Source organism: Microbacterium halophytorum (assembly GCF_002970975.1).
GTDB lineage: Bacteria > Actinomycetota > Actinomycetes > Actinomycetales > Microbacteriaceae > Microbacterium > Microbacterium halophytorum.
Genome location: NZ_PNFA01000007.1, coordinates 212,416 through 221,756, shown reverse-complemented (window position 1 = coordinate 221,756; position 9,341 = coordinate 212,416). Strand labels below are relative to the sequence as shown.

At 70.5% G+C, this 9,341-nt stretch carries 6 protein-coding genes; all 6 read right to left on the bottom strand.

Going from position 1 to position 9,341, the window contains the following annotated elements; all coding sequences use genetic code 11:
• Positions 1-20 precede the first annotated feature (20 nt).
• Positions 21-1,310 carry an adenylosuccinate synthase gene (locus tag C0010_RS09375; RefSeq protein WP_105566809.1) on the bottom strand — a complete coding sequence of 430 codons (1,290 nt, stop codon included), beginning with the start codon at positions 1,308-1,310 and terminating at the stop codon, positions 21-23.
• 106 nt (positions 1,311-1,416) lie between these two features.
• Positions 1,417-2,583: an ABC transporter permease gene (locus C0010_RS09370; RefSeq protein ID WP_105566808.1), complete on the bottom strand. Its 1,167-nt coding sequence runs from the start codon at positions 2,581-2,583 to the stop codon at positions 1,417-1,419.
• Entirely contained in the window at positions 2,580-3,572 is a 993-nt protein-coding gene (locus tag C0010_RS09365; protein ID WP_105566807.1) for an ABC transporter ATP-binding protein, read from the bottom strand. The genes C0010_RS09370 and C0010_RS09365 overlap by 4 nt, the downstream gene beginning before the upstream one ends.
• Before the next feature lie 107 nt (positions 3,573-3,679).
• Positions 3,680-5,863 (bottom strand): YhgE/Pip domain-containing protein, encoded by a 2,184-nt coding sequence (locus C0010_RS09360; protein WP_105566806.1) that lies wholly within the window; start codon positions 5,861-5,863, stop codon positions 3,680-3,682.
• Positions 5,860-8,652, bottom strand: coding sequence for a YhgE/Pip domain-containing protein (locus C0010_RS09355; protein ID WP_105566805.1), 2,793 nt, complete (start codon positions 8,650-8,652; stop codon positions 5,860-5,862). Before C0010_RS09355 ends, C0010_RS09360 begins: the two co-directional genes overlap by 4 nt.
• Positions 8,649-9,266 carry a TetR/AcrR family transcriptional regulator gene (locus C0010_RS09350; RefSeq protein ID WP_105566804.1) on the bottom strand — a complete coding sequence of 206 codons (618 nt, stop codon included), beginning with the start codon at positions 9,264-9,266 and terminating at the stop codon, positions 8,649-8,651. Before C0010_RS09350 ends, C0010_RS09355 begins: the two co-directional genes overlap by 4 nt.
• Positions 9,267-9,341: the final 75 nt, after the last annotated feature.

Sequence of the window (9,341 nt, the reverse complement as noted above, 5' to 3'; positions counted from 1 at the left end):
CACCGCTGTTCGACGGGCGCTCAGACCAGGTCGTGCCGAACGACGACCTCGTCGCGGGCGGGGCCCACGCCGATGACCGAGATGCGCGTGCCGCTCATCTTCTCGAGCGCGAGCACGTAGTCCTGCGCGTTCTGCGGCAGGTCCTCGAAGCTGCGGCAGTCCGAGATATCCTCCGTCCAGCCGGGGAACTCCTCGAGGATCGGCGTCGCGTGGTGGAAGTCGCTCTGGCTGACCGGCACCTCGTCGAAGCGCTCGCCGTTCACGTCGTATGCGACGCAGACCGGGATCGTCGGGCGGCCCGTCAGCACGTCGAGCTTCGTCAGCACGAGGTCGGTGATGCCGTTCACGCGCGTCGCGTATCGCGTGATGGGGGCGTCGTACCAGCCCACGCGGCGTTCGCGGCCCGTCGTCGTGCCGAACTCGTGGCCCGTCGTGCGCAGCCAGTTGCCGTCGCCGTCGGTGTCGAACAGCTCGGTCGGGAAGGGGCCTGCGCCGACGCGGGTCGTGTACGCCTTCACGATGCCGACGATGCGGTCGAGCCGGCCGGGCCCGACGCCCGCGCCGCTCGCGGCGCCCGCGGCGGTCGCCGTCGAGCTCGTCACGAACGGGTACGTGCCGTGGTCGACGTCGAGCATCGTCGCCTGGCCGCCCTCGAAGACCACGACCTCGTCGCGCTGGAGGGCCTGGTCGAGCAGAAGGCCCGTGTCGCACACCATGGGGCGCACGCGCTCCGCGTAGCTCAGCAGGTCCTCGACGACCTCGTCGACCGTGATCGCGCGGCGGTTGAAGACCTTCAGCAGCAGGTGGTTCTTCTGGTCGAGCGCCCCCTCGACCTTCTGGCGCAGGATCGACTCGTCGAAGAGGTCCTGCATCCGGATGCCGACGCGGTTGATCTTGTCGGCATAGCTGGGCCCGATGCCGCGGCCCGTCGTGCCGATCTGGCGCTTGCCCAGGAAGCGCTCCTGCACCTTGTCGAGGGTGCGGTGGTACTGCGTGATGACGTGTGCGTTGGCCGAGATGCGCAGCTTCGACGTGTCGATGCCGCGGGCGTCGAGGGCCTCGAGCTCCTCGAAGAGCACGCCGAGGTCGATGACGACGCCGTTGCCGATCACCGGCGTGACGCCCGGCGAGAGGATGCCGCTCGGCAGCAGGTGCAGCGCGTACTTCTCGTCGCCGATGACGACGGTGTGGCCGGCGTTGTTGCCGCCGTTGAACTTCACCACCCAGTCGGTGCGCTCGCCGAGCAGGTCGGTCGCCTTGCCCTTGCCCTCATCGCCCCATTGGACGCCCACGATGACGATGCCAGGCATTCGTCCCCCTTATTCGTTGGGATGCGTACCCCCAGATCCTACGGGGCGCCCCTGACATCCGGCGAAGCGGGCCCCCTCCTGCCGGCGCGGAGGGGGCCGGCAGTCGCTACGCGATCCGGCTGCCGGGCGGCGTGCGGCGGGCGGGCGTGCGAGTGCGCGCCGCTCCCCACAGCATCAGGCCGACCGCGAGCAGCGCCTGCACTCCGAGCCCGACGAACCAGCTCGGCACGCTGGATTCGATCTGCTGCTGCGCCGTCGGCGGTTGCTCGAAGCCGTCGCCGTAGTACTCGCCCGTTTCGAGCGCCGGCTCGCCGTCGCACGGGTCGTTCCAGTCGTCCTGCACGAGCTCCGGCGGGTGCTGGGCGCCGCGCACGCCGTACTTGATCTGACCGAACAGGTCGACCGGGTACCCGGACGAGTCGTATGCCGTCGGGGTCGCGTCGGCGAGAACGACGAACGGGTTGGCCGCGAGCACCCACCACACGTAGTCGTAGCGGGGCGCCGTGCCCGTGCCGATCACCTGCACGCACTGCGGCGAGACATCGGGGCGCGGCACGATGCATTCGTCATCGTCGGCGGCATCGCAGGCGCCGGCTTCGACGTACACCTCGCCGGGGCTCTCCGTGAGAGTCGACGTCGTCGCGCGCACGGCCAGCGAACCGAGCGCGAACGCGATGAGCGTGCCGATCACGAGGAGCATCACGGTCAGGTAGGTCGCGGCGACCGAGAAGAGCGGCCGCGCGATCACGGCGCTGAGCCCGACGCCGATCGCTGACACGATGCCGATCTCGACCGCCAGGACGACCAGCGACACGACGAGCGTCCAGGGGTGCGGCTCGATGAACTCGAAGCCGTCGTACGCGGTCGCCGGCGGGACGTACCCCTTCACGAGCGAGAAGATCAGCGCCGGCAGCGCCGCGACGAGGTAGACCAGCCCGGTCGCCCACCCCGCGAGCAGCTTGGCGATCAGGATGTCGCCCGTCGTCGCGCGCGTCACCTGCACTGGCGCGAGCGTCGCGGCGTCCCTGTCACCGTTGATGGCGTTGCCCGTGAACGTCGGCGTGACGAGTACGGCCATCATCAGCACGCCGTACACGGCGAGCGAGAACATGCCGGAGCCGATCGATGCTGAACCCGAGAACACGAGCGAGCCGAGCCAGGTGATGGCCGTGACGACGACGAAGAAGATGCCGAGCAGCACGTAGAAGCCCACGCGGCGCACGCGCTGGCGCAGTTCGAGCCCGACGAGCACACCGATCCGAGAAGCGCTCATCGCTCGCCCCCTTCCGTCGCGTCCGATCCCGATGAGCGATGAGGCCCATCCGGATGCCCGAGGCCGAGGAACGCGCTCTCGAGCTCGCCCGTCGCGGGCGCGAAACCGGCGACGGGGATTCCCGCCGCGACGAGCGCCCGCAGGCCGTCGGCCGCCTCGGCCTCGCCGGGGAAGGCAGCGACGAGGTCGCGGCGGTCGACCCGGATGTCGGCCCCGGCGAGCGCCGCGCGGGCGCCGTCGACCCAGCGCTCGGCGCCCGCCTCGCGCGCCCCGACGACGCGGATGCGCCAGTCGCGCCGCCGCGGCGCCGCGGCGGCCGCGCGGCCGTCGACCGTCGCACCGGCCGAGAGGAACACGGCGTCGTCGACCATCTCCTCGAGCTCCGAGAGCACGTGGCTGGAGATCAGGACGGCGGTGCCGGCGTCGGCGAGGCCGCGCAGGTGCGCGCGCAGGGCGATGCGTGCGGCCGGGTCGAGACCCGACGCGGGTTCATCGAGGAGCAGCACGCTCGGCCGATGCACGAGCGCGCGGGCGAGACCCAACAACTGCTTCTGACCGCGGGAGAGCACCCGGGCGGGCGACCCGGCCAGCTCCTGCAGCCCCACCTCGCGCAGCAGCTCGTCGGCCCGCGCGGCGGCGTCTGCCTTCGGCGCGCCGTAGAGGCGGCCGGCGACCGTGAGCGTCTCCCGCGCGCTGAGCGAGTCCCAGGCCCCGAGCGCATCCGGCATCCACCCGATCCGGTTCCGGACGGCGGCGGGGTCGGCCTCGGGGTCGGCGCCGGCGATGCGGATCGTGCCCGCATCGGGGGCGAGCAGCGACGCGAGCATGAGGAACAGCGTCGTCTTCCCCGCCCCATTCGGCCCGATGAGCCCCGTGATCCTGCCCGGCAGCGCGTCGAACGTCGCGTCGCGCACGGCGTGCACCTCGCCGAACGAGCGCGCGAGCCCCCGCACCGCCACCCCGGCATACCCTCCTGCTGTTTCCGTCATATCGGAAGAGTATCGGCAGATATCGCCCGGCGCACCTCCGAGTCACCTGGCAAACGCCGGGGAGTGCGGCCGCGGGTCGACTCGCCCGGTCGACGGCGCCGGGCCGCTCACATCAGCTTCGTCGACTTCAGCGCCGCCAGCATCTTCTGGTTGGCCGTGATGAACGGGAGGCGAAGCACCAGGCCCAGCAGGAGCGCGGGGAGCGCGAACGCGGCGAGCCAGCCCAGCGAGACCCAGAAGTCGTTGTCGTAGATCCCGGCGATCGCCGAGCGCATCGCGTTCACCGCGTGCGTGGCGGGGAGGAACGGACTGATGCTCTGGAACCACTCCGGTAGCACCTGCAGCGGGTACGCCCCGCCGGAACCGGAGATCTGGATCACGAGCAGCAGCACGGCCAGCGCCTTGCCGGCGTTGCCGAACGTCACGACGAACGTGTACACGATCAGCGCGAACACGAGCGAGGCCACCCACCCCGCCAGGATCAGCAGGAACGGATGCTGCGGCTGGACCTGCGTGAAGAACACGCTGCCGAGGCACACGAGCGAGCTCTGGAGGAACGCGACGATCGCGAAGATTCCGAACCGGCCGACGTACGCCTGCGCGGGCGTGAGCTGCGGCAACGGCGATCCTTCGCCCTGCGGCGGGTCGACCCGGATCGAAACCGAGATGAGCAGGGCGCCGACCCACAGTGCGAGCACGGTGTAGAGCGGCGTCATGGCGGCGCCGAAGCCGACGACCGAGTAGACGGGCACGCGCTCGAGCGCAACGGGCTCGGCCAGGTGGGCGGCCAGCGCCTGCGGGTCCGCACCGATCAGGTCGGTGAGGGCGCTGAGGTCGCCGGTGTCCATGGCTTTCAGCAGAGCGTCGCCGAGCTCGTCGAACTTCTCGGCCGTCTCCGTAAGGGAGTCGGCCATGCCCATCGTCAGGTGCTCGGCGCTCGTCAGCGCCTCGCTCAGCGATCCGGAACCGGCGAGCGAATCGGCCGCCGATCGCAGCTCGCCGCCGATCGAGTCGACGTCCTCGCCGATGCCCGCGAGGGTGTCGGCGAGCGAGTCGAGCTTGGGCCGCAGGCTGCCTGTGTAGGCGTCCTGCGCGTCGTCGACGGCCTGCTTCGCCCGGGCGGTGAGCTCCTGCAGCTCGGCGTGCGTCGCCTGCACGTCGGTGTTGGTGTCTGTGACGTTCGCCGCCGCCTCGTCGAGCCGGTCCTGCAGCGCCTGCTGCCTCGCGATCGCGGCATCCAGTCGGGAGACGGCGCTGTCGAAGGCGTCGAGACCCGCATCCGGAAGCAGCGGGCGCACGTCGTCCACGAGCGCGTCCCGCAGCTCCTGGTGCCGATCGACCTGCCCCTGCACGCGATCGGCCAGGCCGCCGATCGTCTTCGCCGAGCTCGCCGATTGCGCGTCGGCCGCGGCGTAGACGTCGTCGATCCGGTCCGCGACGTCCTGGTAGCCGTCGGCCGTGCCCGACAGGGCGTCGCCGAGTGCCGCGGAGGTCTCGCCCAGCACGTTCTTCAGCGACTGCGCGGCATCCTTGCCCGCGCCCAGCGCGCCCGTTGCCTCCTGCAGCGAGTCCGCAGACGATGCGGCCAACCCCGCCGCGCTGTCGACCATCGGCCGCGTCGACGAGATCAGCGACGTGAACATGTCGGCGGTCGCCGATGCCGCACGCATCTGCGCGGATACCTCGCCGACGTGCGCGTGCAGGCGCGTCAGCACCGCCTGCGTGTCGGCGTCTTCGAGGTAATCGGACAGCGACGAGACGACGCCCAGCCCCACCTCGCTCAGCGTTTCGGCGAACACCTCGTTGATGCTCGCGGTGACCTCGCTGGCACCCTGGTCGGTCACCTTCGGCGCGAGCGCGTTCTTCTTCTCGTTGACGTAGTAGTCGATCTCGGTGCGATCCGAGCCGCCCGTGTAGAACGTCATCATGTCGGAGCTGAAGCTCGAGGGGATCACGATCGCGGCGTAGTACTCGCCCGACTCCGTGCCGTCGATCGCCTCGTCCTCCGAGACGAACTCCCAGTTCAGCTGGTCGTTCGCCCGCAGGGCCGACACGACCTGGTCGCCGACCGTGAGGGGCAGCGGCATGAGGTCGCTCTGGAAACCCTCATCGGTGTTCGCGACGGCGACCGTGAGGTTCTCGGTGTTGTCGAACGGGTCCCAGCTGGCGATCACGTTGAACCACGTGAACAGCGACGGGATGACGATCAGGCCGAACATCACGATGCCGACCATGACGCTGCTCGTCGCCCGGCGCAGGTCGAAGCGCACGAGGCTGAGGATGTTCTTCATGCGCGACCCTCCCCCTCGTTCCCGTCGGGGTCTGCCTCCGCGGCATCGTCGCGCCCGGATGCGGGTTCGGCGGTGCCGTCCGACCCGTCCGCCCGCGCATCCTCCGCGACATCCGGATCGAACAGGTCCTGCAGGGCGGCGAAGTCGTCGTCCTCCGGGTCGACCAGCGACGGATCGAGCACCACCGTCGGAGCCGCCCCCGCGGATGCCGATGCGGGTGCCGCGGCCCCCATGACGGGCAGCACCAGCGTGTCCCGGCTCGCCTCGGCGGCGAGCGCGCCGCGCAGCTCGGACTCGGGCATCCGGCCGACGGCCGCAGCCTGCCCGATGCTCTGCTCGAGGTACTCGAGCGCGACGAGCACCGCGATCACGATGAGGCTCCACAGGGCGAACAGGCCGAGCACGACGGCCTTGGCCTCCGGGACCAGCCACGCGATGGCGCCGAGCACGACGAGGCCCGCGGCGCCGATGATCAGCGTGAGCCGAAGCACCGACGGATACCGCTCGGTGAAGCGCCGGGTGCGCCGCGCGACCTCGGCGCGGAACCCGTCGCCGTCGGTGAGTGCCCGAATGATGTCGGGGGTGCGGCGACGGCCGATCACCTGCAAGTCTTCGTTCACCATCAGCTCGCTCTCGGCGAGGCCGCGGTTGAACAGCAGCGCGAAGTTGCCGAGGCGGCGGCGCAGGAACAGGCCGAGCACGAACGCCAGCACGACGAAGACGCCGAGCGTGCCCATTGCCTGCCAGTAGTGGCCGCCGTCGAAGCCGCTGACGGTCTCGCGCAGCGCGTCGATCCCGTACGTGAACGGCAGGAACGGGTACAGCGACTGGAAGAAGTCGGGCATCATCTCGATCGGATACAGCCCGGATGCCCCCGGTATCTGGAAGATCACGAGCAGGATGCACAGGCCCTTGCCGACGTGTCCGAAACACACCGACAGCGCGTAGATGATGCTGAGGTACGCCAGCCCGATGAGCACGGCGGTGCCGACGAACGCCACGGCGCTCGCGGTCTGCACACCGATCACGAGGTTTCCGACGGTCACGAGCACGGCCTGGAACACGGCGATCGCCGCGAACAGCAGCCACCGGCCCATGTACGCCTGGCCGACGGAGATGCCCTCGACGCCCTCCGTGTCGACCTCGAGGCGCATGATCACCATCAGCACGAACGCGCCGATCCAGAGCGAGAGGTTGGTGAACAGCGGTGCCATCGCCGAGCCGTACGTGTCGGTCGGGAACAGGACGTGCTGGCTCACCTCGACGGGTGACGCCATGAAGTCGGCGATCTGATCGGGCTCCAACCCGCTGATGGTGCTCAGCTGCGCCCAGACGTCGGCTGCGCCGAGGGCGAGCACGTCGGTCCGCACGGTGCCGAGGCCGCCCTGCGCCGCGGCGAGGTTGTCGTCGAACGCCGTGAGAGCGTCGACGTTCCCGCCGAGCTGGGTCTGCAGGCCCCGCAGCAGCTCCTGCGCCTGCGCGACCTGCGTGCGCTGAGCGCCCAGCGCGGCCGAGAACGCGTCGGCGCTCGACGACAGCGCCGACATCGCTCGGTTCAGTTCGGGAACGCTCTGCGTGAGGGCATCCCGGATGTAGCCGGCCGAGCTCGCGGCTCTCTCGACCGCCGCATCTGCGGCGTCGGCGGCCTCGGTGACGGCCGCGGTCGTGTCGCCGATGTCGGTGTTCAACTGCTTCAGGTCGGCGAGCATCTGCTGGTCGGCGTCGTTGCGCTCCTGGAGTGTGGCGATCGCAGCGCTGATGCGGTCCGCGGCGGGGGTCGTCGGATCGGTCTGGTCGAGCAGCGCCTGCAGCTCGTCGAGCGCCTCGCCGTTCGCCTCGACGACGGCGGTCAGGTCGTCGATTCCGGTGCCGACGGCGACGTTCGCGTTCTGCAGCTGCGCCGACAGGGTCGAGACCGCGGCGTTCATCTCGGATGAGGCGTCCGCGATCAGCGTCGTTCCCGACACGTACGCCGAGGTGACTTCATCCGTGAACGAGAGCACCTCCTGCTGCGCCTCGTCGGCGAGGCTCTGGGCCTGCGCGACGGCGCCCTGCACGTCGCCGAGCGTGCCGTCGACCCTCGTCAGCGTCGCGGCGGTGTCGTCGAGGCGGCCCTGCGCGTCGGTGAGCCCGCCCGTCAGGTCGCCGATGCGGTCGCGCGCCGTCTCCAGCGTCGCGACAGCTTCGTCGAGTTCGGCGACGGTGGAGTCCCGGGCCGTGCCGAGGCGGTCCTCGGCGTCCTCGCCCGCGAGCTGCAGCTCCTCGGACACGACCTCCGAGACGGTCGAGACGAACGTGCTGTTGATCTGCGCCTCGAGCGTCGACGCCCCGACATCCGTGATCTTCGGAGCGATCGCGTTGGCCTTCTCGTTGACGTAGTAGCGCAGCGCCGGCTGGTGGAAGTCGCCGCTCGTCATGCTGACGAAGTCGCGGCTGAAGTCTGCGGGGATGATGATCGCCGCATAGCTGTCCCCGCCGCGCACGGCCGCCATGGCCTCGTCCTCACCCGTGAACTCCCAGCCGAGCTGGTCGTTCGCCTCGAGCTGGTCGACGAGCTCGCCGCCGACGTCGATGTAGCCGGTCGCGTCCGACTCCGCGCCCTCGTCCTGGTTCACGACCGCGACGCTGACTTGCTCGGTGTTCGAGTACGGGTCCCAGAACGCGACGATATTGAACCACGCGTACAGCGAGGGCGTGACGATGACGCCGATGATGATGATCCACGACTTGCTGACGCGGGCGAGGCGGCCGAGATCGCGCCGGAAGACCGTCCAGGCGTTCGGCCTCATGACGACTCCGTCCCGACGATGTCCGGATGAGCGGACAGCAGGTCGTCCGCCTCCCGCCAGGACAGCCCCGCGATGCTCAGGACTGAACGTACCGCGATGACTTCGATCCCGGCGCGAGACACATCAGTCCGCGACACAACGGTGCGCGCCACCTCCTCGATCAGGCGCGCGACGGTCGCGGCCTCGAGGTCGGTGCGGAAGGCGCCGTCGCCCTGACCGCGCCGGACGAGGTCGAAGACCGCGCGGCGCAGGGGCGCGAGCGCAGCGACGGTATCGGCGACGTGGGCCTCGTCGAGCGCGAGCGCCGCGGTGACCTGCACGTGCGCGGCCTCCTGCCACAGGCGCGATGCGAGGCGCGCGAGGGCGATGCGGGCATCCGGGTCGTCGACCGACGCCGCAACGGCGTTGAAGCGCTGCGCGCCGTTCGCGATCAGCTCCCGGATGAGCGCGTCGCGGTCGGCGAAGTGGCCGTAGAGCGTGCGGCGCGAGAGGCCGGCGCTGCGGGCGATGGCGTCGACGGAGGCGTGCGGGTCGGTCGACAGCGCGGCCCTGGCGGCGTCGAGGATGCCGGCGCGGTTCTCGACGGCGTCGCGGCGGGGGGCACGGGCGGTCATGCCTCGATCCTATAAACGTGCACACGGGTGTGCAAGATATGCGCGCGACTCACAGCATCCGGTCATCCGCCGTGA

Bases quoted from the DNA above. Each gene is read 5' to 3' on its own strand.
- C0010_RS09375 (WP_105566809.1), bottom strand. From the start codon at position 1,310: ATGCCTGGCATCGTCATCGTGGGCGTCCAATGGGGCGATGAGGGCAAG.
- C0010_RS09370 (WP_105566808.1), bottom strand. From the start codon at position 2,583: ATGAGCGCTTCTCGGATCGGTGTGCTCGTCGGGCTCGAACTGCGCCAG.
- C0010_RS09365 (WP_105566807.1), bottom strand. From the start codon at position 3,572: ATGACGGAAACAGCAGGAGGGTATGCCGGGGTGGCGGTGCGGGGGCTC.
- C0010_RS09360 (WP_105566806.1), bottom strand. From the start codon at position 5,863: ATGAAGAACATCCTCAGCCTCGTGCGCTTCGACCTGCGCCGGGCGACG.
- C0010_RS09355 (WP_105566805.1), bottom strand. From the start codon at position 8,652: ATGAGGCCGAACGCCTGGACGGTCTTCCGGCGCGATCTCGGCCGCCTC.
- C0010_RS09350 (WP_105566804.1), bottom strand. From the start codon at position 9,266: ATGACCGCCCGTGCCCCCCGCCGCGACGCCGTCGAGAACCGCGCCGGC.